Annotated in this window: 29 protein-coding genes and 1 pseudogene; 3 read left to right on the forward strand and 27 right to left on the reverse strand. The window is 46.4% G+C overall.

Annotated elements, in window-relative coordinates:
* Positions 1–74 precede the first annotated feature (74 nt).
* On the forward strand, positions 75–2,435 hold the full coding sequence (locus tag DEU30_RS08320; RefSeq protein ID WP_114981971.1) for a DUF748 domain-containing protein: 2,361 nt from the start codon (positions 75–77) through the stop codon (positions 2,433–2,435).
* Positions 2,436–2,468: 33 nt separating this feature from the next.
* On the opposite strand, the gene DEU30_RS08325 is transcribed toward DEU30_RS08320, so the two are convergent.
* The 13 genes from DEU30_RS08325 to DEU30_RS08390 all read right to left on the reverse strand — a co-directional run bounded on the left by DEU30_RS08325 (position 2,469) and on the right by DEU30_RS08390 (position 8,825).
* On the reverse strand, positions 2,469–3,236 hold the full coding sequence (locus DEU30_RS08325; RefSeq protein ID WP_034822957.1) for a M90 family metallopeptidase: 768 nt from the start codon (positions 3,234–3,236) through the stop codon (positions 2,469–2,471).
* A gap of 41 nt (positions 3,237–3,277) precedes the next feature.
* Positions 3,278–3,592, reverse strand: a complete 315-nt coding sequence (locus DEU30_RS08330) for a hypothetical protein (RefSeq protein ID WP_114981972.1) — start codon at positions 3,590–3,592, stop codon at positions 3,278–3,280.
* A complete protein-coding gene (locus tag DEU30_RS08335; RefSeq protein ID WP_114981973.1) occupies positions 3,589–3,825 on the reverse strand; it encodes a hypothetical protein in 237 nt (78 codons plus the stop codon). The genes DEU30_RS08330 and DEU30_RS08335 overlap by 4 nt, the downstream gene beginning before the upstream one ends.
* Entirely contained in the window at positions 3,822–4,142 is a 321-nt protein-coding gene (locus DEU30_RS08340; protein WP_114981974.1) for a hypothetical protein, read from the reverse strand. Before DEU30_RS08340 ends, DEU30_RS08335 begins: the two co-directional genes overlap by 4 nt.
* Positions 4,143–4,319: 177 nt before the next feature.
* Positions 4,320–4,916, reverse strand: a complete 597-nt coding sequence (locus DEU30_RS08345; RefSeq protein ID WP_114981975.1) for a DUF5610 domain-containing protein — start codon at positions 4,914–4,916, stop codon at positions 4,320–4,322.
* A gap of 127 nt (positions 4,917–5,043) precedes the next feature.
* On the reverse strand, positions 5,044–5,388 hold the full coding sequence (locus DEU30_RS08350; protein ID WP_114981976.1) for a hypothetical protein: 345 nt from the start codon (positions 5,386–5,388) through the stop codon (positions 5,044–5,046).
* Between the two features lie 206 nt (positions 5,389–5,594).
* Positions 5,595–5,885 carry a hypothetical protein gene (locus tag DEU30_RS08360; protein ID WP_133493656.1) on the reverse strand — a complete coding sequence of 97 codons (291 nt, stop codon included), beginning with the start codon at positions 5,883–5,885 and terminating at the stop codon, positions 5,595–5,597.
* Positions 5,886–5,947: 62 nt separating this feature from the next.
* Positions 5,948–6,172: a DUF6429 family protein gene (locus tag DEU30_RS08365; RefSeq protein ID WP_034822969.1), complete on the reverse strand. Its 225-nt coding sequence runs from the start codon at positions 6,170–6,172 to the stop codon at positions 5,948–5,950.
* Positions 6,173–6,230: 58 nt separating this feature from the next.
* Positions 6,231–6,578: a DUF3024 domain-containing protein gene (locus tag DEU30_RS08370; protein WP_034822971.1), complete on the reverse strand. Its 348-nt coding sequence runs from the start codon at positions 6,576–6,578 to the stop codon at positions 6,231–6,233.
* Positions 6,579–6,641: 63 nt separating this feature from the next.
* Positions 6,642–6,938, reverse strand: a complete 297-nt coding sequence (locus DEU30_RS08375) for a type II toxin-antitoxin system RelE/ParE family toxin (RefSeq protein ID WP_034822972.1) — start codon at positions 6,936–6,938, stop codon at positions 6,642–6,644.
* On the reverse strand, positions 6,938–7,192 hold the full coding sequence (locus tag DEU30_RS08380; protein WP_034822973.1) for a type II toxin-antitoxin system ParD family antitoxin: 255 nt from the start codon (positions 7,190–7,192) through the stop codon (positions 6,938–6,940). Before DEU30_RS08380 ends, DEU30_RS08375 begins: the two co-directional genes overlap by 1 nt.
* 143 nt (positions 7,193–7,335) lie before the next feature.
* Positions 7,336–8,124, reverse strand: coding sequence for a hypothetical protein (locus DEU30_RS08385; RefSeq protein WP_051018808.1), 789 nt, complete (start codon positions 8,122–8,124; stop codon positions 7,336–7,338).
* A 140-nt stretch (positions 8,125–8,264) separates the two neighbouring features.
* On the reverse strand, positions 8,265–8,825 hold the full coding sequence (locus DEU30_RS08390) for a hypothetical protein (RefSeq protein ID WP_110014280.1): 561 nt from the start codon (positions 8,823–8,825) through the stop codon (positions 8,265–8,267).
* A 125-nt stretch (positions 8,826–8,950) separates the two neighbouring features.
* Here DEU30_RS08390 and DEU30_RS08395 point away from each other — a divergent pair.
* Positions 8,951–9,526: pseudogene (locus tag DEU30_RS08395) on the forward strand (hypothetical protein).
* A gap of 379 nt (positions 9,527–9,905) precedes the next feature.
* On the opposite strand, the gene DEU30_RS08400 reads toward DEU30_RS08395, so the two are convergent.
* The 4 genes from DEU30_RS08400 to fadR form a co-directional block, all read right to left on the reverse strand.
* Positions 9,906–11,012: a hypothetical protein gene (locus DEU30_RS08400; protein ID WP_114981977.1), complete on the reverse strand. Its 1,107-nt coding sequence runs from the start codon at positions 11,010–11,012 to the stop codon at positions 9,906–9,908.
* 98 nt (positions 11,013–11,110) lie between these two features.
* Entirely contained in the window at positions 11,111–11,440 is a 330-nt protein-coding gene (locus tag DEU30_RS08405; RefSeq protein ID WP_114981978.1) for a hypothetical protein, read from the reverse strand.
* Between the two features lie 123 nt (positions 11,441–11,563).
* Complete coding sequence (locus DEU30_RS08410; RefSeq protein WP_114981979.1) at positions 11,564–12,052, reverse strand: hypothetical protein; 489 nt, start codon at positions 12,050–12,052, stop codon at positions 11,564–11,566.
* A 416-nt stretch (positions 12,053–12,468) separates the two neighbouring features.
* Entirely contained in the window at positions 12,469–13,179 is a 711-nt protein-coding gene (gene fadR, locus DEU30_RS08415; protein WP_114981980.1) for a fatty acid metabolism transcriptional regulator FadR, read from the reverse strand.
* A gap of 143 nt (positions 13,180–13,322) precedes the next feature.
* Between fadR and dsbB the strand changes: the two genes are divergently transcribed.
* A complete protein-coding gene (gene dsbB, locus DEU30_RS08420) occupies positions 13,323–13,868 on the forward strand; it encodes a disulfide bond formation protein DsbB (RefSeq protein WP_114981981.1) in 546 nt (181 codons plus the stop codon).
* An 18-nt stretch (positions 13,869–13,886) separates the two neighbouring features.
* Here dsbB and DEU30_RS08425 read toward each other — a convergent pair whose 3' ends face one another.
* The 10 genes from DEU30_RS08425 to DEU30_RS08470 form a co-directional block, all read right to left on the reverse strand.
* The gene (locus DEU30_RS08425) at positions 13,887–14,318 is read right to left on the reverse strand and encodes a YcgN family cysteine cluster protein (RefSeq protein ID WP_114981982.1); all 432 of its coding nucleotides are present in this window, start codon (positions 14,316–14,318) and stop codon (positions 13,887–13,889) included.
* Between the two features lie 16 nt (positions 14,319–14,334).
* Positions 14,335–15,372: a lytic murein transglycosylase gene (locus tag DEU30_RS08430; RefSeq protein WP_114981983.1), complete on the reverse strand. Its 1,038-nt coding sequence runs from the start codon at positions 15,370–15,372 to the stop codon at positions 14,335–14,337.
* Complete coding sequence (locus DEU30_RS08435; RefSeq protein ID WP_114981984.1) at positions 15,359–15,619, reverse strand: YcgL domain-containing protein; 261 nt, start codon at positions 15,617–15,619, stop codon at positions 15,359–15,361. Before DEU30_RS08435 ends, DEU30_RS08430 begins: the two co-directional genes overlap by 14 nt.
* Positions 15,620–15,641: 22 nt before the next feature.
* Positions 15,642–16,817 carry a ribonuclease D gene (rnd, locus tag DEU30_RS08440; RefSeq protein WP_114981985.1) on the reverse strand — a complete coding sequence of 392 codons (1,176 nt, stop codon included), beginning with the start codon at positions 16,815–16,817 and terminating at the stop codon, positions 15,642–15,644.
* Positions 16,814–18,484, reverse strand: a complete 1,671-nt coding sequence (gene fadD / locus DEU30_RS08445) for a long-chain-fatty-acid--CoA ligase FadD (protein ID WP_114981986.1) — start codon at positions 18,482–18,484, stop codon at positions 16,814–16,816. The genes rnd and fadD overlap by 4 nt, the downstream gene beginning before the upstream one ends.
* A gap of 88 nt (positions 18,485–18,572) precedes the next feature.
* Positions 18,573–19,442, reverse strand: a complete 870-nt coding sequence (locus DEU30_RS08450) for an alpha/beta hydrolase (RefSeq protein WP_114981987.1) — start codon at positions 19,440–19,442, stop codon at positions 18,573–18,575.
* Positions 19,443–19,453: 11 nt separating this feature from the next.
* A complete protein-coding gene (locus DEU30_RS08455) occupies positions 19,454–20,032 on the reverse strand; it encodes a Slp family lipoprotein (RefSeq protein ID WP_011235061.1) in 579 nt (192 codons plus the stop codon).
* Between the two features lie 12 nt (positions 20,033–20,044).
* Entirely contained in the window at positions 20,045–20,344 is a 300-nt protein-coding gene (locus DEU30_RS08460; RefSeq protein WP_114981988.1) for a hypothetical protein, read from the reverse strand.
* Positions 20,345–20,410: 66 nt separating this feature from the next.
* On the reverse strand, positions 20,411–21,094 hold the full coding sequence (gene tsaB, locus DEU30_RS08465) for a tRNA (adenosine(37)-N6)-threonylcarbamoyltransferase complex dimerization subunit type 1 TsaB (protein WP_114981989.1): 684 nt from the start codon (positions 21,092–21,094) through the stop codon (positions 20,411–20,413).
* Positions 21,072–23,024, reverse strand: a complete 1,953-nt coding sequence (locus tag DEU30_RS08470; protein ID WP_114981990.1) for an ATP-dependent DNA helicase — start codon at positions 23,022–23,024, stop codon at positions 21,072–21,074. Before DEU30_RS08470 ends, tsaB begins: the two co-directional genes overlap by 23 nt.
* Positions 23,025–23,059: the final 35 nt, after the last annotated feature.

Here is a 23,059-nt window from a genome sequence, read left to right on the forward strand (position 1 = left end):
GTTACACGAAAGTGACGCTGGCCGCTCGGGCGGCTACACTGTGCATTATTACTCGCTTTAACGGAGGCTCTATTATGCACGGCAGCTCACTTGGTCAATTCGGCAACTATCTGCGAGAAAAATGGGCCTCCCCGCGTCGCGTTCGGTTCTGGCTGTTGGTACTGATTATTCTCTACACCTTGCTGGGCTTTTTTGCCCTACCCTGGGTAATCCAGTACGTTGCGGTGAATACGGCTAAAGAAGATTTTGGCCGTGAGTTGCGCATAGAGTCGGTGCAAACCAACCCGTATACACTAACGCTTAGAATGAACGGCGTTACGCTAAATGACAAAGATGACCGGCGGTTACTTGGCTGGGGCAATCTGTTCGTCAACCTGGAATGGTCGAGCATTATTGACCAAACCTGGACTTTCGACGCAATTCGCATAGACAAGCTAATGATTCAGGAAGAACGCTTTATCTCAGGTGAAACGCGCTTATCCCGTCTCGCCGCCGAAAGCTCTGATCCAGAATCGGAGAAAAAAGAATCAGGGAAAGAAGAGTCTGCGAAAATGTCTGCCTTACGCATCAGAGACTTTAAGTTGGAAAACGGCGTTCTGCGTTTTGCTGACAATCTAAAAGACGTAACAGCTGCTGACGACGCTGAGCCCAAACAGGTATCACTGGCTTTGCAGAACATCGGCCTCTGGGTAAAAGATTTCACCCTGCAAAATGACGCCAGCTTCCCGCTGCGCCTGAATGGTCAACTTACAAAGGGCGGTAAACTCGCCTTCGACGGAACTTTTCAATTATTGCCGAGCCCAGCTCTGGAAGGAAATGCCGAAATTAATGAGTTGGCGCTTAAGCAGGCAGCCCCTTACCTACAGCAGTTTATGAACGTGCAACTCGAAAACGGAACACTGACTCTGAATGGGCAAATGAGTACCAATGCACAACAACCTTTTACTTTTAAAGGCTCTGCCAGTATTAACACGCTGAATATCAAAGAAGCCTCTAACGACGAGACTCTCCTTGGATGGGATAGCCTTCAAACCGAACAGTTTGATTTGAACATAGCAAGCAAAGAGATTGAAACAGCGCCCATTGTCGTTAAAGGCTTGTCTGGCCGGGTGGTCATTAACCAGGACAAAACCACTAACTTCGGACAACTTGTCGTTCATGCGCCAGCCGACACAAAAGGCGATACAAATAAAAGCGAGGAAACCGAACCGTTCGGTATCACTATAGAAGGTGTTGAGCTCTCTGACGGAGACGTTCAGTTTTCCGATAACTCTCTGCCGCTGCCCTTCTCTACAAGTATTCATACGCTAAGCGGAGAAGTGTCTACTTTGAGTTCAGATTCGTCTGAGGCTGCACGGGTGAAGCTTGAAGGTGAGGTAGCAGAATTTGGCCTGGCACAGGTAAACGGCACCGTTCACGCCTGGCATCCAACGCGCCAGACTACTATTAATGTTAGATTCCGTAACCTTCAGATCCCGGAATACTCTCCTTACACTGTGAACTTCGCTGGCCGAAAAATAGCAGACGGCACGATGGATCTTGATCTCGATTACACCGTTAATGAGGAAAAGCTAGACGGACAGAATAACTTGGTGCTACATGACCTGAAACTCGGCGAAAAAATGGAATCCAGCGACGCTATGGATCTACCGCTGGACCTCGCCATTGCATTGCTGCAGGACAGCGACGGTGTCATTGACCTAAATCTGCCGGTGAGTGGAGATGTTGGCAACCCGCAGTTCGACTTTGGCAAAGTTATCCAACAGGCTGTGGGAGACGCTATTAAGTCTGTCGTTACCGCACCTTTCAGCTTTTTAGCTAATCTTGTAGGCGCGGACTCAGAAGAAATGGGTAAAGTTGAATTTCCGGAGGGACGTACCAATTTACTCCCTCCCCAGCGCGAACGCATCGCTAAGCTTCGCGAGGCGCTCAACAAGCGGCCAGCTCTTGCTCTGGGGCTAGCAGGTCCATTCAACCGGGCTTTCGATGCTCCTGCTCTGAAAGAAGATAAAGCGATGAAAGTATTACAACAACGTCTGGCGGAAGAAGGACGCGAGATAGAGGAGCCAAGCCTGACAAGCGAGTCGAATCAGGCCGCTATGGAAGCAATATTCTCCTCTCATTACCCGGACACAGAACTCGAAGCCCTGAAAGACCGCTTCACTGAAAAACCAAGTGAAGCATCCAATGAAGCGAAGTTCGACGCTCTGGCCTATCGCAATAACTTAGCTGAAAAGGTAATAGCCGCACAATCGATTACAAATGAGGAACTCAAAGCCATTGCAAATGCACGTGCAGAGGCCGTACGCGACGCCTTGGTCAACAGTTCGGAGAGCGGTATACTCTCTGGGCGGGTGCGTATTAAAGAGCCTCAGGAAGTCGATTCAGTAGAAGGCGAACGGATTGCCATGGAACTTGCTGTTACAACGGATTAAGCCGCCCGCGCTGTTGGAGCACAGCAATATTCGTCAGCAAGGACGCTGTCGATAGAACTGACATAACAACCGGTAAACCTCGGGCATGTGCTCTTTCATGTTCTGAGGGTCTTCAAAAAAGGTTTCGCTACATACCGCGAAAAATTCAGCCGGGCTGGTTAACGAATAGCCATCAAGCGGTAACGGCCTATGATGGATAGAATCGCTCTGCAGCCTTTCCCAGGCAGCCGAAAAAATATCGTGCCATTCGCCGGGCTTCATATCCGGATGCATAGGCGGCGCACCGTTAGCACCATCGCGCAACATATCGAGTTTGTGGGCAAACTCATGAATAACAACATTACTGGCTTTTCCATGACGAGCATGAGGCCCGGTTTGGCAAACCGACTGCCAGGAGAGAATTAACGGACCGCGCAGCCATGCTTCACCGCTTAACCCAGGGCTTTGAGGGTGAACAACGCCGTCGTCGCTACGATACGGACGATTAGGAACAAAGTCCCCTTCGTAAAGAATAATGGTGTATAAATGATCGTACCAATCTAACCCAAGGTGCAAAACGGGCACACAAGCCATGGTTGCTATTTTTAGGCACATCGCATCGGTGAACTGAAAATCCCCGCCTGACGCAAAGTTTTTACGAACCAGAAAACGGAACGCCATATCTCGCAGAGCATCGCGCTCCGCGCCTTGATAGCGCGCCATTACCGGCCAGTCAGCTACCGCTGACTCCCACTCACTTATCGTGAACCCCATTTTTCTAATGCGTCTGTTCTCAAACCAATTGCGTAATCGCTTAAACATAACGTCCTCGGCGTTGAACAGAAACGCAATAGTGAAGTTGATTAACTACTTGGTTTCGCAAGAGTTTGCACTCCTTTCCCTGAAAACACCCAGCCGCTTAAACCATCCTGGTTAATCTGAATGGCCATAAAGTCTTTGCCGTATCGTATCCGTTTAACGTCATGGTCAGTTCCGGCCGGAACATCGAATACAACGCTGCACCCCGACTTATTGGAGTAGCCACATTCCCAATTGCTGTATGCCGACACAGCTTCCGTAATTTTTACTTTATTGCCACGATCACTAGCAATATCGGCAGCCCATAGACCCGATATCACCAGGAAAATAGCGATGATTATTCCAATACTCAGTTTCATTCCCAGCCCAGCTCTTTATATGTTTTTTTATCCTGCTCCGGGAAGCCACTTTTGTATTCTCCCCAACCCATATACTCGTAATATTTGGTCATAGCTTCAAAGTAAGATGAAGCTTCGCAGGTCCAGGCTAGTTTCGCTCCAGGCCCTAACAAACCCCGGGCACTATCACCCCGAGGGCCGGAAAGACAAAACGTCTGTGATTTTTCACCTTCAGTCCATAGTTCGTGTTTCATAACCCACTCTTCAACTCAGCAACAAACTCATCGAGAGATCTACCCATATCGAAAACACCAAAGTCAAAATCAACGTAGTAGACAGTACCAACAGAATTTGTAAAAAGCACGTTATCGCCTAAGGTGACGGCAAAAGGGCTGAGTTCCATGCCATTCAGGTAGGGTTTGTAAGCATTAACTATCTGCTCTTTATCTTTCTGGGGAATCTGTTCAATAATTTCCAGATTTTCATCCGGTATTGTCTCTGCAAGCTCCCGATACAAAGACACATCAATAAACTTTCCTACAATATCTGTGTTGTGATCAGGGGGAGCCAACAGTTTGTCCTTTGTATTCCATAGGGTATTGAGGAGACTATACTACCTTTTGAAATTAAAACATTACCAGCACATTTACTTAACTTGATGACTCTATACATCAACAATTCAAAGGTTAGATGCTGAACTTATCGAAAGTACTTAGCCGAGGTGTATTCGGGGAGCAAAGCGCTGAGGTTAGTCCTCAGCACTATTTTCAGACTCTTCTGATTCGGCTGCCAGTTCCAGCATTTTTTCACGGAAACTGTCCAGGCCTTTCATGACTAAATCGTAGGTTTTGTCGACACCACTTTCGACTTCGCCTTGATAGGCTTGCAAGCCTGTAAGAATATTTTTGGCGTCATCAAAGCCTTTTTCGATACCGCCAGTAATAGCTTCCATGAAATTATTCAGAGTTTCTTCTTCCGATTCGCCCGGGTTCATTTCCTTGTAGCGGCCATAAAAATTGGTCGCAAAAGAAACAATGCGATCAGCCGTGGCCTCAGGAGAAGTATCAACGCCGGAGTCGTAAATTTTCTGCGTGGCGTTTTTGCCCATTACCGGTTCCAGCTCGGCGTTAATGCCTTCCAGCGCCGTTTTGTACAATAAGCTGAGCGAATCATTATTACTGTTCAGCGATACCCGTTCATGAGCGCGCAAAATACCGGCATTGTTTGCCTGCTTAGACTGCGCCGCCATCTCTTTCATACTGTTACGGTTGTCGTCGGTTTTTGCCGGACTGTTCTGCTTGCCAGAACCCGTTACGGAGGTGCTATTACCTGTAGTAATTGACATAATATTGCTCCTGAAAAGTTCGGCTATAGCTTAATTTTAGTATAGCCCGTAACTTGTTAACGGCAGCTACTGGTTAAAGTTTAATCTTTTTCCACAGCAGCATTGACCAGCCCAAGTATGCTCATTACTAGCTATTGATAACCACTTTCTCAGCATTTGGAAATAACGAACCAGCTCGGTTAAACACCACGTCGGGGTGCTTTTTCGACAGAGTGATATCAATTGCATTTGAGCTCTGATTGAAAACAGTCACAATTCTGTCAGCTTTCTGAATACGAGCTACCTTGTGTTTGTTAATGAGTTTCCCCAGAGAGGGCACGACCCTGGCCAAAGGAGTATGAAGAATCCGTACAGAATCTCCCGTTTCTTGCAAAACATGTTCGGGATTATTTAAACGCGATGAGCGAAGCATAAAAAGAACAACAACTAATGAAAGCGGCCCTAATAAGCTTAGTAAGTAAAAATACTCCATTCGATACTCCTTTTCTTTTTGTAGCTCTCATCAGACAAGCTATCAGCTACAGATTGAAGAAACGAGGCTAGGCAGATGGCGCTTACAGCTTCAAGATCCCTCTCTTCCATTTTCCTGACAATCACCGAAACCTCCGGAAGTTTAATACTGCTGCGAGTAGCAAAACGGCAATTACGGTTATAAGGGTTGTCATAATTTGTTATCTTCTAAAAGACATATAAAGCGCATACTGTCATAAACCACACAACTGAGAGTGCTAAAACTGACTTTAGGTTAGCTGAACTCGCATTCGTTTTTATTAGAATATAACCAGAATATAGTGCAGGAACTACAGCCAAAAAGCCGCCAACGCAAAATCCCATAAAAAAACCAGCAATTTGAGCCCAACCGTCACCAGTCAAACTTACTACTAGAAAAATAAGCACGGCCAGCGCTACGGATGCTATGAGTAAGTTGAAAGACAGTTTTTCCGCCCGTTTAAGATCCATTGAATTCAATAATAGCTCCTTAACTCATAACCTTTGAACATACGGGTGGACACTTAGTGGACATTTAGTAATCAAGTGGTAAACAACTCCCGAAACAAGCGCTCTGACTCTTTTAATCCTTCCTCGGTGAACACAACAGACTTTGCCTTACCGACCGGGTTACCAATGAGTCCTTTTTCGTGAAGTCGGTTCATTGCATCCCAGTCAAAAGACTTCCAAGCCCGACTGTCATCATGCAATGCTAGATATAGCAAAGCCAAAACGGACTCATCGATTTTATCTTCGTCAATTGCCATAGATCATCCTCCAATGATGGCTTTGTTTAATGGAGAACTTAGCGGTTTCCTATACGGCTTATCCGAAAAAACAACAAAACTCATCTTCACTTACAACTTTAAAAACTTGGTCAATTGTTTTTACCTGGCTTTTAGGCTCGTAGGCATGCCACTTTAAATCACTCCGCATCCAGTAAATTTTCCAAACACCCTGACTGCGAACAAAGGTAGATTTTGCGATATCCAAATTCTGATATTCAGATGGATTATTCCAAACTGGTCGAGTTTCAAAAATATAAATAGATTGCTTTTCCAGGCGCCAACCAATATCTAGATCACTTCTTATACTTGGCGGTGGCCGGTGTTTAGCAAGAAATGCTTCTCCGGCTTTCTCTATTTTTTTGACCTCAAATTCAGTTAGAGCCATATATTCCTCCAGTTCAGAACTGTACTCGCTCAGAGTTAGCGAAAGAAGTCATACCAACGCCCGCTAATCCAAAAGCCTTTGGGGCGCATCCATGTCTTCGTGCAGAACACGAACAATAAGCACCTCTGACTTCAACACTTGATAGAAAACCGCATGATGCTCTACGTACAATCTGCGATAGCCGACAAGTACATGAGCATAGTCAGCGCCAAGCAACGGATGGCTAAGAAGCTGTTTCATGCCTGCCTCAAGATGATCTAAGTATTTATCAGCCTGCTCAGCTCCCCACTCTTCGTAGGTGTACAGCCAAATCGCGGTCAGGTCAGATTCTGCCTTCGGTGTAACGCTTAGCTTCAGCACTAATCAGCCGCCTTCATCAGTTTACGCCCAGCCGCTTTGATAGAAGATATATCCAATGGTTTAGGTTTTCCGCTTAACTCACCATCAGTAAGTGCCTGTCTTAGGGCGGCAAGACGTTCCTTGGCTTGCTGGTCTCTTCGAATGAGATCGCGGATATACTCACTATCATTGCCAAAATGACCGCTTTCAATCTGAGTTTTCACCCAGTCGTCCTGCTGCTCAGTCAGCGTGATTGTTTTCCTGTGCATGCTCATAGATAGTGCCTCTCGAAAAGAGCAGTATGAAAATATCATACCGCTTTCTTAAACTGAATCAATACCTCATTTATTGCCACCCATCAGCGCAGAGCACCTTTGGCGCGTCCGCTGAATGGTTTTGTTAGCTGCCTATTCACGGTTTACAACAGACTCATGGCTTGTTCTGAATTGCTCCAATACTTGCCATATTGCTTCCAATATTCATAAGCTTGATCAGCGCCTCCGACAATGATGCCCTCTGAGAAACTCGATTTTGGCTTTGGGTGACGCTTCCTTTTTAGTTCTTTTGCTACCAGAGGAAAAGCAGTCTTGGCATCATTAAGTAGTGTTCTTGCTTGATCAATTTCACCTAGCATAATTAACGCTAACGAATGCGTATACATGAGTTCTGGAGAGTAGTCGTCTGGATATTCTTTATTAAGACGCACAATAGAAAGAAAATCACCAGTTTCCATCCATAGCTTAGGCAAAACATACCTAACCCCAATGTTGTCATTTGGGCATGCAGAAAGCATATTTGAATACACTTTAATGGCCTCATTGACTTCATTTCGTTTTTCCAACCAAAGACCGAGATTATGATAGGCCCTTAAAAAAGGACGATTCTCAAGGTGACCCCATTCCATTTTTGACGTTGCCCATGAAAATTCTTCAGGAACCGCAGACAAACCTATTCGTACGCCCTCTCTACAGCAAAGGTAAGCTTCAAAATCGAGCCCATTTTCCTCATATATCATTGATGCATGATGGTAGGCATCTATGTGATAGGGATTTTTCTCTATAATATCTTTGATTAAGCTTTCAGCTTTATCTGGCTTTCCTGAATGCCACAGGTCTATTGCATCATCTAACCTCTCATGCACAGAGAAATCAACTAGGCTGTCCTCAAAAACCCACTCATCATCGCCAATATTGTGTAACTTGATCATACGATTCTCTTCGATTCTTGCGCTGCTAGCGCCGTTATAACCCGCCTAAACGGAGTTGGTTTGTTTGCGCTAGCGTAGCGTTTAAGCGCAAACGAAGCAACGCAGTGGAGGTCGGGTTGATAACTTTGTTATATACGCATTTACCTTGGTATATCGGGGAGAACCGCCCCCGGGTTTACCGATAAATGCCCCGGCATGCGCTCATAATCCAAAAGTACAGGAAGCGGATTTAATGTTGCCGAGTACAGCTCCGGCTGATACAAGTACAAGAGCAAACAAAATAATCCGCACAGCGACTCTTTAACGTTTTTTTGATTTGCTAATGTCGAATGAGTATCGCGCTGATGCTTAACCTTGTTGTGATCTTGCCACCAAGAAGGGTTGCTAGAGCCTGACCAACTTGCCCAAGGCTGAATATTGATGCCGTAGCGAGGAATCATGCACTCCACTGTATGAAATGATGGATACTTTCCAATAATTTCCGAGCAATAATCACCAATATTTCTTGCTGACGATGAAGCATTTATTTTCTTGCAAACCAGCTTGGCAACAACGTCGATCTCCGAGCATATGGCTAGGAATAGCTTTGTATATGCTACCGAGAAAGCGCCATCATTTGATTGGTTAAGCTCAACAAACTCAATCGTTTCGATGAAATCTCTTTCTAACGATAAAAAATGCTGCCAGTGTGGAAAATGCACTGAATCTCCTTTTGTGTATAGACACAATGACTCCCTGCCAAATGCTAGCCTCCGCATTTTCCTAGGTTAGCTAAAAGCCAGTGCCATAATTAGTTTGTTCAAGACTAAATCATTTGGAGGCTAGCATGAACAAACATAGCATGATTTTTCTAGGGTTGGATACTCATAAAGAGTTTCACGAAGTCGCCTATTGTGAAGAGCAACGGGGAGCGATTTAAAACCGACCGCCGTGATGCGCTGAAGTTGGTGAAGCTTTTAAATTCAGAGGATCTCACCCCGATTTGTGTGCCTGTGCCTGAAGACGAAGCCGTCCGTGATTTATCCCGGGTTCGCGAAACGGCGATGAAAGACTTAAAGAACGCGAAATACCAACTGAAAGCTCTGCTGCTCAGAAAAAATATTAATTATGAGGGCACGGCGAACTGGTTGAAGGAGCGCACAGTTATCGCTACCCCGCCAACGTGTCGAAGGACTTACAACTTAGCCAGGAAGGGTTACCCAAAGATATTGTAGATATCGCCTGGAAAACTCAGCTCAGGCTGTGCAAGCGCTATCAACGTATGAATAAAAAAGGCAAACATTACAATCTTATCATCACCGCCATAGCAAGGGAGATGGCAGCTTATCTCTGGGCCATTGCCAGAGAAGTGGTACTCACGCCAGTTAATCCAAAGCTTCGATTAAGTCGGGTACCCGCATGATAAACGAGTTTGAGCTAACGCATTCGGATCAGGCCGCGGACGTGGCACAACCTACGACGGCGTTATGATGGCAATAACCTAATTCGTTATTGACCCACGAGCATAGACTGATGAGAAGGAGCTACGGCGGAGTGAGTAAGGTAGGCGCTGTTTATCACAAGATAAATAATCCACGGATACCAGCATAGCAACCGACGACATTACTGCCTCATCTGGTGCGTTAGCTCAATTTATTTGAGAATAGAAAGAACTGATTATGGTTGAAAAGAGCCAGGGCTGCACGCGTTCAGAGTTGACAAAGGGAGTCATACCAACGCCTGCATTTGCGGCTGGTTTGGAGCGCAGCGGAAAACCAGTCCGACAACATGCGCTTGTTATATCATTGCCTAAATAGATTAATCCCAACCTTTGTATACAAGTCGGTTTCGACAATATTGTTCGCAAAAGCTTGTTTTATGGAATCATGTTCATGAATATCAAATCTATCTTCAACATAGGTAGGATTTAACGCAATGTTCTCTACATGATTGAAAATCATGTTTGATAGCCCAACTTTTATAGAATCTATATCGCTGTCGAATAGCTTCACAATTGCACTCTTGAATTCGGCATTGTTCTCTGAAAAAGAAAATACTACATGAGTACATTCATTCTCAGGGAAAATATTTAGCGAAACGCTTTTTGAATCAGCAATAGCTTGAGTTTCGCTATGAGCTAGCCTGACTATTACTTTCTGATCTAGGATTTGATTGCCATCATGATCGAAATACGGGATAAAGTTAGAGCAACAAGCTATAGGATATTCTGAACTAAATTGATAATATTTGTGTTCAATCTCGGAATCACATTCTTTTTTTATTACGCTTTTTAAATGATTGGATAGAAGACGAAGCTCTGAAATACTCAGATCTACGCTTTTTAGCCTGATTCTCAATTGTTCATTCTTATAGCCTTCAATCATTCTCTCTTTAATGAAGTCAGGCACAACTATTTCTCCCTCAATGATATCCGGGAGCGTTGCCTCAAAATGTGGGGGGAAATCATTTTCTTCCAATTTATCACCCAGCAAGTTTTTTATTAGCTGACAAGATTCAAGATTGGCATGAAGTTCTTTTGTAGTGGCACGATAGGCATAAATATTCATCTGCTCATTTGTACCATCAAAAGGTTTATCCTCAATAGGCAGAAATATTTTCTTGTCATGTTCACCACAGAACCCGCTAAATGTACTAAACTTCTTAATGCCCTCTTTTTTGAAAATCGGCTCTAATCCTGTCATATCATCACTTGGTTCTAGCCCCAGATAATAGACACGTCCTGACTCAGCAATGGAAGATAAAATTTTTCCACGCTGGATAGAATGTGCAGCGATAATTTTATTAGAACATTCGCTATTCCCATCATCTCCCCATAGGCACAACTTTACTGCAGATTCTTTCCTATTCTTAGCCAGAGTTTTATTAAACTCGATCTGGTCTTTATTCATTAACCCTTACTCGATATTTGATATAACGTCGCCATAAGAGGCGCGAGCTTGCGAGCGTCCAGCCCACAGTTTTTTGTGGGCGATTTTTGATGGCCTTGTTATGCGCCACTATTAAACTCTAAAGTGAAGCTATATCCATCACCTTCCACTTTTAGAGTACGGCAAGAAGGTTCATACTTAAACCTCTGCCACTTAGGCTTAAAGCATGAATATTGAATGCCAAACCCTTTGATCGCCTCGTCCATTTCTATATAGGGTCCATCCCCTGAATGCCAGTTGCTTTGGAAGGTGACCTTTATGCGCCCTCTCTTTCTTTCGTTGAGGAGGTTCACAATTTTTGCTTGCGCATCAAACATTCGAGCCTCGCTCGGATGAAAGCCAAGATCTTCCATGCAATCTTGAATTGCACCTATTGATTCTATTTCCATTTTCTTCTCACTTTTCTAAGTGCATAACGCCTTGCTAACCGGCAGACGAACCGCAGGTTTGGCTGTCCAGTGGAGGCCGCTTTTTGGCCGGAGCGGTGGTTGAGCAACTTGTTATATGCAATTTTAAAGAGCGCCATTTAAATAGTCGGTGTATTGATGTTGATAAACTGGATCGTTGGAAATGCGCCCCAGAAAATCCTGTGACATTAATTGCACAGCCTTGAAATGTTCTTTCTGTAAATCGAGATCACCCTTCGTTATTGACACCCGCAAAGCATCAAAAAGTGCTTCTACGACTGGGTGCCATTCTTTATACGGAACGCCGATAGTTTCAAAAACATTTAACGAATATATTAGTTCTTGGTATGCCACCATCTTATCGTCAACGGTAAATCGTTTCTTCTCTCCAAAATGAGCCCCCTGACGTTCAACAAATATATACCATGCCAAATTGTGTAGCCGCTTGAAACCCGCTTCAGACACTCCCTCTTCCACTATCAGTCTCACCCACTCCGCAAGATCCTTGCAAAGCGATCTACCGTACTTCTTTGAAAATGACTTAAAGTCGGCATCATCTAGTGCGGATGCAACTAACTTTTTCTTAAAAAGCATGATTCCCCCTTGGCATATAACATTTATATATTGTGCATGCGCAATTTGTCATTCATTAAATGGCAGCATTTTCTTTCGCAATCATTTAATAAATAAAATATTTTCACTAAAAAATAGCAGTAAAAGGCAAAAACAAAGTAAGCGTGCTCATTTAACTATTTTAAAGTGCACAATATCAGTCTTTACAATTTACGTATGTAATTGACACTAAACGGGTTAAAAACTAAAAGCAACAATAAAACATGCAATTTAGCAGGCAAAAGCGAGCCATATCTATCGATGAAAACAAGGGAGCTCCTTGTGGCCCATTAGAAACAAAGCGCACAAAAAAAAGCCTGATAACTCGAAAAGAGCCATCAGGTTTTAATTAACAAACTAAATTTAATTCTATCGAGAAAACCGGAAAACCAGCTTAATCAACCCACCAAATCATCCGGCATATCACCACGCAGGCTATGCCAAATTTCAGCAGACTCGTAGCCATAGCGGCGGATCAAGTTAACGGACTCGTTGTAGTCGCCTTCGCGGGTTACGGCTATTAGGTTTTCATAGTAATCGCGGGCCAGTTGGCGGGCTTCAGACGACGAAAAGTAATATTGTCCAATACGCGAGTACAGGCCTTTAAAGCCGTTTAGTACCAGCACATAAATGGGGTTGCCCGAAGCCATAGCTAAGTCGTGGTTTAACTGGTAGTCAAACTCGGCAAAGGTCTTTTTGTTGTCTTCCAGCTCGCTGGTGGGTTCCAGTAGCTCCATAACTCGCTTAGGGTTATGGCGAATGGCGGCGCGAATATAAATAGCGCTAATATTGGTGCGTGCAGACAACAGCTGGTCGACTAGCTCCGGCATGCCGTCTTCGTCGAGGCGCGCTAGGGTTTCTAAAATATTCAGGCCTGAGGTTTCCCAAAAGTTGTTCACCTTAGTGGGTTTGCCGTGCTGAATGGTCAACCAGCCGTCGCGCGCCAGACGCTGCAGCACTTCGCGCAGAGTGGTTCGCGTTACGCCAATGAGTTCTGACAGTTCTCGTTCAGCGGGTAGAATAGTGCCCGGTGCAAAATGCCCGTTCCAGATAGATTTTACGATGTACTCCTCGGCAAAACCCGCCGGACTTTTAGCTTTTATTATCATATTCCCGCCTGTGAACTAACTAATAAAAGGATTCTAGCAGCCTTGTGTGAGGTCGGACAAGATAACTTCTGGCTTTATATCGACAACACCACGCTATTTGGGTATGGTTTCTACGTTTTTACAGTTTCTTAAGGAAAATCATCATGCTGTCTGTGGGTCAGTGGCCTAACAAACCTTTTGCCTGGTTACTGTTATTTTTAGGATGTTCAGGCCTGTTGGGCGCCGCGCTTTACTTCCAGATGGTTCTTAACTTAGAGCCCTGCGTAAAGTGTGTTTATCAACGTATGGCGGTTGTCGGTATTGGCTTGTTTGCTATTGTCGGCCTGTTTGGTTCGGGGCTTTGGTTAACGCGCTGGGCGGCTTTAATTGGCTGGCTTTACAGCAGTTATCAGGGCTTATTAATTGCCTACGACCACTGGGATCTCCAAACCTCGAAAAACGCGTTCTTTGCGGTGTGTGAAAGTGCGCCTAATTTTCCTGACTGGGCTCCACTGCACGAATGGATGCCGGGGCTCTTTGCGGCACCGGGGTTATGCGGCGACATTGACTGGCAATGGTTGGGGTTAGGTATGCCGGGCTGGATGACGGTAATTTTTGCAGGCTTATTGCTCATCGGTATTATTGTGACTATTTGCCACATTATTTCATCGTTCACAAAAAAAGACGGGCTGGTGCTTTACCACAAATAATCCGTTTTAATGCCAGGGCTAAGACAAAGGCCAGGTCACTATCCTGTCTTCTAAGTCGCCCTTAAACTTCGTCTCACTAACGCAATGGCCGGCTACATGATAGCCGGCTTTTTTCATTGGCTCTTTGCTTCCTTCGTGCCTTAACGGATGCCATTCAGGCAAAGGCTGCCCTTCTGCCCGCAGCCGATACGCGCAACTGGCTGGCATAAAGTAAACCTCGTCGAGGTTGTCAGGAGTTAAGGTTACGCAGGCGGGTACACGTTCACTGCGGTGAGCGTAGTCGCTGCAACACGCGGTATCGGTGTCTAATAACCGACAGGCAACGTCGGTGGAATAAAGGTGGTCTTCTTCGTCCTGCAATTGGTTTAAGCAGCACTGCCCACAGCCGTCGCACAGGGCTTCCCACTGTGCATGGCTGAGCGTATGCAGCGGCTGCTCATACCATTTCATTAATACCGACAAGTCATTACCTTGGAAAACGAATGCGGTCGGACAAATAACCCACGGCAGCCACAAAGTAATGTGAACGGTTCCAGCGCATTAAGGCGTCGTAGTTGGCATAAGCCAGGTAAACGCGGCCTTCTTTGTCATCCGGAATCACTATTGATGCATCGATATCGCCGCGCGATGGCAACTCAGAGCCGTCAAAGCGTGTAACGCCTAAGTCAGCCCACTCGCCCAGCTTTTTCTTAGTGTCCAGCCCGGCTAATGACTCATCAAAACCTTCAGGCAGTTGTACCTGACGTCCCCAGGTTACGTCGTCTTTCCAGCCAACCGAGCTCAGGTAGTTAGCGGCTGACGCAAATACGTCCGGGTAGCTGCCCCAAATGTCTTTTTTACCGTCGCCGTCGTAGTCTACGGCGTAACTCATGAAAGAGCTGGGCATAAACTGAGTCTGACCCATAGCGCCAGCCCATGAACCTTTCATTTGCTCCGGTTCAATGTGGCCGTCTTCAATAATGGTTAAAGCTTCCCACAATTGCTTTTTAAAGAACTCTTCGCGACGCCCGTCAAAAGCCAGCGTAGTTAATGCAGAAACCACATCAAAACCACCAGTGAACGAACCAAAGTTGGTTTCAATGCCCCACAGCGCCACAATAAAGCGCGGCTGTACACCGTACTCTTTACCAATTTCTTCCAGCAGCTCTTTGTGTTCGTTGTACTTTTCCAGTGCCTTTTCGGCTTTCCAGTCCGGTACTGCACGTGGCAGGTAGGTATCCAGAGTTAGCTTAAATTCCGGCTGGTTTTTATCCAGCTCAACTGCCCGCTCGTAATACTTAACTTTAGCAAACGCTTTATCCAGTGTGTCCTGCTTATAGCCGCTTTCAATGGCTTCGGCTTTCAGAGCTTCAACGTAGGTGGCAAACTGTTGATTAACTTCTTCGCTGGATTCTTTCTTCGCATTATCCTCAGCTTCCTGATACGCAGAAGCCGTCGCGCTGAGCGCAAATGAAGAAGCCAGACAAAAGGCCAGCCCTGCCACTTTTATTTTATTTGTTAACATTGAATTGAAGTTCCTCTCGTTTCGGCGGCAACTGCAAGTAGTAGCCATCGTTATGCAAATGTTCCTGTAACTTTTCGACCGTTAAACGAGCCAACTGTTCACGGCCCGCCAGGTTTAATGTCAGAACTTTTTCTGCGCGACCAAACTGCTCGCGCAAAACGTCAGGTACTTCGGTAAATTCGTCACCGTGAGGCAGGTACAAATAGGTATCCGTTTTCTTCGAGCTGCGATAAACATCACACAGCATGGCTGTTCTCCTGAATATGGGCTTAGGCCTGACTAACAATAGCCTGTAATTCTGCCCCAATTGCCTGCTTGCGCCAACCCACCATTAAGTCAGGTTGCGGCAAACGTTGCTGTTGTTGCGTTGAATACTGCCAGTGAAAGTTAATAATGTCGTTAATTTGCTTACGCGAAGCCACTAACGACGCCGGGACCTGCAGGCTTTCGGCAAGTTCGGTAACCGCTTTTTTTATAGCCTTAAAGGTTGGTTTATAACCGTCCATATCGTCCAGGCGCTCAAGAGTTTTCGGCAGTTCCGTTTCAGGCACTTGTTCAGCCTGCTGAATACAGCGAATAATGTCCCGCCCTGAATACTTACGTGACATAGGCGCTAAATCGGGAATTCGGCTTAGCTCGTCGTCGCTTTTTGGCATTCTTCGGGCTAGCTCAAGCAAGACCCCGTCTTTGGCAATAAACCCCAGCGGGATGTCGCGCTCACGCGCTTTGTGTAAACGCCAGGGCGTCAGAATTTTCAGCGCCGCCAGTTGCCGCGGGTTCAGCTGCCAGGCATTGCCTACGCCTAAATAGAGCAGATCATCCGGCCAGCTTTGTGTGCGTTTACGCACCTGAATTTGTGACTCTTCGTACACAATATCCAGCACACCTTTTTCTTCACACAGAGCTTTAAGGTACGGATACATTATCGCCAGATAACTGGCATCGGCAGCGGCATAGTCCAATTGTTCGTCACTTAACGGGCGTTTCAGCCAGTTGGTGCGTGACAAGCTCTTGTCCAGCTCAACTCCGTCAAACAACGCGTCGACGAGGCGAGCGTAACCCATTGAGTCACCCAGACCACAAAAACCTGCGGCTATCTGGCTATCAAAAATTTGTTTGGGTTGGCGGCCATTGCTTTGCTGGAAAAACAGTTCAATATCTTCGCCACCGGCATGCAATACGGTTTCGACTTCATCGCCGGAAATCAGCTGCCATAAAGGCTCTAAATCAATATCCGCCAGCGGATCAATAACAGCCGTTGTACCGTTAGCGTGAATTTGTAATAAGCCTAGCTGAGCGTAGTAAGTGCGTTCGCGCACAAACTCGGAGTCGATAGCGAACCAGCCGCATTGTTTTGCTTGCTGGCAGAGGTCTTGTAAATCGTGAGTGGTGGTAACGAGCCGGTATTGTTGTACCGACTCGGGTAATTCTAACGGCAGAGTCAAGCGTCGTCCTCTTCATCGCGTAATTCACGGCGAATTATTTTGCCGACGTTGGATTTAGGCAATTCGTCACGAAACTCAACCAGTTTAGGTACTTTGTAACCGGTCAGGTTTTCACGCGCAAAGTCGATAACTTCACGTTCGGTCAATGACTTATCTTTTGCCACAATGAAGACTTTTACCGCTTCACCGGACGATTCATGCGGCACGCCTATGGCTGCCGACTCAAGAATCTTAGGATGCTCAGCTAACACGTCTTCAATTTCATTCGGATAAACATTAAAACCCGAAACCAAAATCATGTCCTTTTTGCGGTCCACAATTTTGAAATAACCACGCTCATCAGCAGTGGCCATATCACCCGTTGCAAACCAGCCGTCTTTAATTGACTCTGCTGTCGCGTCAGGACGGTTCAGGTAACCCACCATAACTTGCGGGCCTTTCACTTCCAGCTCGCCCGGTTCACCTAAAGCCACTTCTTCGCGCGTTTCAGGGTCAACAATACGCATGTCGGTACTTGGTACCGGCAAACCAATACTGCCCGTGTAATGTTCAATATCGTAAGGGTTAACGGTAACCACCGGAGAACACTCGGTTAAACCATAACCTTCCAGCAAACGAGACTTGGTTACCCGCTCCCACTCTTCGGCCACTGCACGCTGAACCGCCATACCGCCGCCCAGGGCAATTTTTAAATTAGAGAAGTTAACGTCTTTAAAGCCTTTAGTGTTCAACAGACCATTAAACAGCGTGTTAACCCCTGAAATCATTGAGAAAGGATACTTATTCAGCTCTTTCACAAAGTTAGGCATATCGCGCGGGTTGGTAATTAAGACGTTCTTGCCGCCGTGCTTAATAAAGGTAAGGCAGTTCGCGGTTAACGCAAAGATATGATAAAGCGGCAACGCAGTAATAATGGTCTCTTCGCCGTCATTCATTATAGGAGTAATAACCGAGGAAACTTGCTCGAGGTTAGCAACCATATTGCGGTGCGACAGCATAGCGCCTTTGGCCACACCCGTTGTTCCACCGGTGTACTGTAAAAAGGCAATATCATCGCCGGTCACTTCAGGGCGTTTATAGTCAACCATAGTTCCTTTGGCCAGCGCCTGGTTAAAACTAACAGTACCTTTTAGCTTATGAGAAGGCACCATACGTTTTATATACTTAACCACAAAGTTAACCAGATAGCGTTTAAGCAAAGGTAACTGATCGCCAATTTGTGTGGTAATAACTAAATCGAGCGGAGCTTCTTCTTTTATTTTTTCATAGGTTTGAGCAAAGTTTTCTAAAATAACCAGAGCTTTTGCCTGAGAATCTACCAGCTGATGCTTTAACTCGCGCGGAGTATAAAGTGGGTTGACGTTCACTACAGTCATACCGGCTCGTAAAATACCGAATAACGCCACAGGGTATTGCAGCAAATTTGGCATCATAACCGCAACAGCGTCGCCTTTTTTAAGGCCGGTACTGTGCAAGTAAGCGGCAAAGTCGCGAGTTTTCAGACCCAGTTCTTTGAAACTCATTTCTGAGTCCATGTTTACGAAAGCCGTTTTCTCGCCGTACTTTTCAATGGACTGTTCAAGTATATCAACCAACGACGCAAAGTGATCCGGGTCAATTGTTTCCGGTACTCCCGCTGGGTAGTTTTCCAACCAAATTTTATCCATAAAAGGCTCCGCCTCTCACTATTTATAGTTATTTTCAGTGGCGCAATCATCGCATATCCGACCAGTTAATCCTAGTCGTTACCAGCCGCTAAACGTACGATTTAAGCAGTTCAGCTATTTTCTCAGGTTGTTCCATATGTACGTGATGTCCACCTTCCAATGTCTTGCAACTTAAGCCAGAAACTTTATCCTGCCATCGCTTAAATGCGCTATCTAACTGATCATAACCCCGGCTTCCCCGCACAACGGTCACTGGCATGGTCAACTTTTCAAACAAGTCATCCACTGCCGAACTCGGTAACCTGTAGGCCGATGTTGTTTTTACCCTGGCATCGGCTCGCCAGTGCCAGCGGCCATCTTCACCATGCTCGCAGCCACGCTCAACAATTAACCGGACTAAATTGGCTGAGAAGTCAGCCTGAGCGGCTCTGGCCTCTACCGCCGAGTCGAAATTCGCGTAGCTTCGCCAGCGTGGTGTGTGTAGTTTTTTGCGACTTAAAAAGCCCTGTTTCAATTGCTCCTGCGCATTCGTTCCGTCAGACACCAGTAACCCAAAGGCTTCAACTAATAGCAGTTGCTGAATACGCTCAGGACATAATGCTGCAACCACATTGCTGACAAAGCCCCCCATAGAGTGACCGAGCAAGGTTAAATTCTGCCAGTCCTGCTGTTGAATCAGCTGCCATAAGTCATAAGCATAGTCGATAAAATGATAATAGTTGCCCACCGGACGGTGATCACTGTGCCCGTGACCGGGCCAGTCAAGCGCTAAAAAACCACCTTTTTCAGGTGACCAGTACCGGGCTATAGGTAAAAAGCTGTGACTGTTGTCTAACCAACCATGAGTTGCAACAACTCTTATGTCGTTAGGATCGCCCCAGCACAACCCCCGAACGGAACCCCAGTCCAGCTGATAACTGACTGGGGTAGCCTGCTCTGCTGTTTCTCTATAATCCATTAAAGAACGAATTAGTTGCGGTTTTTAGCCGGAGTACCCGAGTTGTCCTGTACGCGAACGCGCACCGGAACCGGATAACGGTAAGGATAATAAGGCGAATAGAAGTTATGACGGAACCACAATGGCGAATAGTCAATTTCTACCTGGTTGTTTTGTTTTTCAATCTTCCACAAGTGATAACCCGTTGCTTCAATAACCGGGTAGGTATAAACGTATTCGTCAATTTTGCCCTGCTGGGTTTGACCTATCGTACCAACAAAACTGATTGACCGGCCTTGCTGATATACATCGGGATCAACAAAGTCATTAACTACCGCTAAAAAACGCCCGTCGCTGTTATCACTAACCTCAGGGCGTCCCCAGCGTTTTAGCGGGAAGCTGACAACTTCCAACACGGTATGATCTTCGGCGTTGCGAACATCGGCAATGACACCGCCCCAACGGGCTGGTTCACCGGCTACTTCATCGCCCTGATGCTTGGCAACCTTGTAACTCACCAAAGCCTCTTCATTATCAGTGGCAAGCTCATCCGGAACCGAAGTGCAACCAGCAAGCACCATTGCGCTTAATACTGCAAATATCATTTTCATAACAGACCTCACTCAGGCGTAAACATCAACACCAAACATTGACGTAATTTGCTCTCTTTTCTCGCTTAACGCTATGTTTTGATAAGCATTAAGTGCTTTTTGAGAACGTTGTGGTGGCTCATCGTAAAACGTATTAAGTGATTCCCACCGTTCTGCGCGCCGCTGACTTTGCCGGACATCAGGCACTACCTGCCGGGTATCAGCAACTTTCGCCGGGTTCTGCTCCTGACGTTGCTGATCTTCCGGCGCAGACCTTTGAGGTCCTTGCTGTTGGCTGTTTAGCGGCTGAACCGCTTGCGGATTAATTCGCACGTCAACGATGACTCATCTGTTAGTAAGACTGATTTTATTATGGCGAGTTCAGTGCCATTCTACAAGTTATCGACCCGGCAATTTTTTCCAGGTCACTTCATTACGAACATACAAAGGTTCTAAGTTCTCTGCATCGACCGCAGAAACACAACCTTTAGTTGCTATTGTCAGCATGTCTTCCGCCAGCGGTAACCGGCAATCCATGCTGTGCTTTAATTCCTGCTTAGGGTCCAGGGTACCGGCGTAGTTGTCCCAGCCAGTTCCCGCAGTATGAAAGCCCTGGACATTATGCTTTGCGAATAAACTGGCAGAGGGTTCAGCAACGGCGGGCTCCGTTATTTGTTCGGCAAGACCATTATTATTACGGTACAAGGCGTAATAAATTTCACCCATGCGCGCATCAATACAGGCCACAACCGCTTCTGCATTGTGTTTACGAATGGCTTGCTGCGCTAACGCATGCAGGCTACTGACCGGATATACTGGTAACTCGGCACTAAAAGCAAGACCCTGCGCCATGGATACCCCGATGCGTACACCGGTAAAACTGCCGGGCCCTACGCCAACGACCAGCCCGTCCAGCTGACTTAATTCGGTTTCTGCCTGCTGCAGCATTTGTTCAACAAAAGGCAGTAAACGCTGCGAGTGCTCCCGCGGGCTTTCTATTGCTTCGCTAAAGAAATTATCCTGCCAGCGAATAGCCACTGAGCAATTTTCAGTCGACGTATCAACTGCTAATAAGTTCGTCATTATTGGTTTCATCTTTCTCTGCAACCTGCGCTAAAAAACTCAGCGCTTCATTTAAATCCCGGGTTCGTGACATAGCAGGCAAGCTGGATAAAAATTGCTTACCGTATTGGCGCGTTACTAAACGACTGTCGCAAACAATTAACACACCGGAGTCGTCTTTATCGCGAATTAATCGTCCTGCGCCCTGTTTCAGCGCAATTATTGCCTGCGGTAATTGTATCGTGCTGAACGCATCGACACCACGCAAGCGGGCATCTTCAACACGCGCATTCAGCAAAGGGTCGTCCGGCGAGGCAAACGGCAGTTTGTCGATAATAACGCAACGCAAGGCTTCACCCCGCACATCTACCCCTTCCCAAAAGGAAGAAGTACCCAACAGCACGGCATTACCTTTTTTGGTGAAGGTTTCCAGTAACTCTGTTTTCCCGGACTCGCCCTGCACCAAAATGTCGCGATCCAGCCGATCGCGTAATATTGCCGCCATTTGCTGCAACATTCGGTGGCTGGTAAACAGCAGAAAAGTGCCGCCCCGGTTCACCTTAACGCACTGCTCCGCAATTTCGGTCAGCATCTGATGCCGGTTCGGGTCGTTCGCCTCGGGCAAATAACGCGGTAAACACAGCTTGGCCTGCTTCGCAAAGTCAAAGGGGCTTTCCAGCAACAAGGTATCGGCGTCATCTATGCCTAAACGCTTGGTAAAGTAGTCAAACTTACCGTTAACCGCCAAAGTAGCCGAGGTAAATACCCAGCTCATTTTGTTGCGCTTAATATAGCCACCGAAAGTCTTGGCAACGCTTAGCGGCGTTTGATGCAAGCTGACGTGACGGGGCGTCGTTTCAAACCAAAAACTGTAACCGGTACGGTCGACATCCATTAGTTGACGCCAAATATAAAGGTGCTGTTCAGCGCGTTCGTGTAAATTATCAAAATCTTTATTACGGCCTATAGCGGTTTTCATAACGTCGGTCAGCAGGGTTAAACGCTCCTGCACCCGTTCAGCCACCTCGGCAACGTCGGGCTTTTTGCGCCAGTCTCTCCAGTTGCCGCGCATAGGGTCCCGCGGAAACAACAAGCGCCAGTCTTTCAGCGTTTGCAATAACGTACGTGCCATTGCGCTGGCCTGCGACAAATCCTTCAGCTCGGTCATACACAAGCGCTGCAGTTCTTCGCACATTTCTGTCAGTTGCCGACTGGAAACCGTTTCGCCAAAGTACTGGCTGGCAATGTCCGGAATTTGATGAGCTTCGTCAAAGACCACCGTATCCACGCTGGGAATCAATTCACCAAAACCGGTGTCTTTTAGCGCCATATCGGCAAAGAAAAGATGATGGTTGACCACCACAATATCGGCTTCCATAGCTTCTTTGCGGGCTTTGACTAAGTGGCAGTCTTCGTACACCGGACAGTCCCGCCCCAGGCAGTTGTCCTGAGTGCTGGTTACCTGCGGTAATACCGAGGCGTCTTCTGCTAAGGCGTTCATCTCGCCTACGTCACCACTGCGTGTGGATGTCGCCCAGCGCTTTACCGTAATAAGCTGGTTTTGAATGTCTTTACTGAACTGTCCGGCCTGTTGGGTTGCCTGCTCCATGCGGTGCAGACACAAATAATTTGAACGGCCTTTTAATAAAGCGACAACTTTTTCCGGCGCCAGCACTTTTCTTAACATGGGTAAGTCGCGGTGGAACAGCTGTTCCTGCAGGTTTTTAGTGCCGGTAGAAACAATCGCTTTGCCTTTGCCCAGTAGCACAGGAGCCAAATACGCAAAAGTTTTGCCGGTGCCGGTCTCGGCTTCAACCACTAACTCACCTTTTTTCTTAACGGTAGCGGCTATGGCTTCTGCCATTTGCTGCTGAGCGGCTCGTGGCTGGAAGTTTGTAATTGCTTGTGCGAGCTCGCCTGTTGGCTTAAATACTGATAAAACCGTCGCCATAACCTATACCGCCGAAGAAATAGGCACGTATTATG

This window comes from Idiomarina sp. 017G (genome assembly GCF_004362265.1).
In the GTDB taxonomy this organism is placed as follows: domain Bacteria; phylum Pseudomonadota; class Gammaproteobacteria; order Enterobacterales; family Alteromonadaceae; genus Idiomarina; species Idiomarina loihiensis.